General features: G+C 41.4%; 1 protein-coding gene. It reads right to left on the reverse strand.

Going from position 1 to position 1,805, the window contains the following annotated elements:
* Window positions 1-1,805 (reverse strand): type VI secretion protein IcmF/TssM N-terminal domain-containing protein (locus AB4496_RS20835; protein ID WP_372131843.1); only part of this gene is annotated, 1,805 nt, incomplete at both ends.

Here is a 1,805-nt window from a genome sequence, read left to right on the forward strand (position 1 = left end):
GTTCCACATAGGTGTACTTAGCGACGGTTGAGTACAGGCTGACCAGTGGGTTACTGTTTGCACTTGATAGGCTAGCGAATGCTTTTTTAAGTTGTGCAGGATCCGCTATTTCATTGACTTTTACATTGCTAATGAGATCTCGCCAATAATTTATGTAGTCATTTTGATAAGTTTGCTTTAGTTCACGGCTGATTCTGTGCATTTCGAGTGCACTCGGATAGGCCCCTGCAACCCCTTCATATGATTGTAAGGCTGCTTTTAGAGTAGGTGAGTTGACGGATAAATCGAGCTCATTAAACCCCGTTGGTGTATAGATATATGGAACCATGTAGCCCACATAACTTGTTGGGAATTGCAGAACTGAACCCCAATTATCGCCTAAATCACTTCGAATATCGACGCGCTTTGAGTAGGTTTCTGAGCTTTGAATGTGTTCATACAATAGAGTTCCGATACCTGTTTGAGTAATGACTTTCTTCGCTAGGTTCTCTAAATCGTGATTTGATTTCATTGGTGTTAGGTTACGCGCGAAGATGTCATTCAGTAGTACCTCTAGTTGAGCAATATTGACACTATCTGCTTCACCTTGGTCTTGGAATGTACGCATGTAGTAGTTTTTAAGCTCATGAAGGTTAGTCCTATTTTTACTGAACAATAAACGGTAGTTATTCAGCAAAGCTAGAGTCTGAGATTGATCTTCGAGATTGACGTACACAAATAGGTCTTTCTCTAGGGTATTTTCCATAGAAGGAATCAGTACTTTCTGTAACGCTGCAAAATATGCTTTTTCGATCTCTCCTTTGATACTAGAGTTAGGCATAAATGGCAGCGTATACCATGGCTCAGGCTCATTGTAGAGGTTATAAATTCGCTGTAATGAAAACAGATTAGGTATGTTTTCAGCCATGTTTTCGATGTCGTAAGGAGATGCTGATATCGCTTCTTTATAGCGCTCAAGCATTACATCGGCTTCAGCTTCTCGTTGATTCTGGAAATCAAAGTCAAACTTAATCACAAGTAATACGGCGGTTAGTAAGCTAGCCCAAGATAGTGTGAAAATGACTTGGTTAACTAACAATGCGTTTTCTTTACGCTTGTTTACCCCAACCAGTTCGTGTTCGGATAAAATCACGTGTGTCATAAGGTATTGAGCAAAAAGGGTCTGGTTAACCGGGATCTGCTCATTGTGTTGATAATGCTCATGACCTACCGAATAAGATACAGTGCTCGCCAACAAGTCAGACTGAGCTGAGCTTTGACCATCATGAGTAAAGTAAAATCCGCGGAATTGAAGAGCGTCACTAAGCTGCTCTCCACGGTACAAGCGGTTGAGGAACAACCAAAGGTTTTGTTTCAATAATCCAAACTGGAAAGGGGCGCTAGCAATTGAGTTTCGATAATCCTGGTTGAGTTGACCTGCAAGCGCGTTGCTCATGTTGGCTATCAACTCACTGATTAAATGGTCGTATTCATCATTAAACCAGTCTGCGTCGATACCACCGTGTTTAGAATAAGGAGCCGTGGCACCGAATACGTCGTCTCTTTTTGATTCGTCAAATGCTGAGAAAAACTGACAAAAATCGCTGATGCTACCCATATTAGAGATAACGTTATAAATAGGTAAGCTGACCCCAAAAGCCTGATTAAACGTTTTTATTGTCGATTTTAGTTCATCAGCTTTTTGTGTTATTTGTTCATTATTTTCCAACAATGAAGCTACGTCAGTCGTGAGCAATAAACCATTCGCGGCCTGCCTCGGGCGCCATGCTGTTAGGGACTGACAGAGTGTTTTTAGGTATTCTGGG

The sequence above is a fragment of the Vibrio sp. 10N.222.46.A1 genome, from assembly GCF_041473595.1.
Lineage (GTDB): Bacteria > Pseudomonadota > Gammaproteobacteria > Enterobacterales > Vibrionaceae > Vibrio > Vibrio tasmaniensis_A.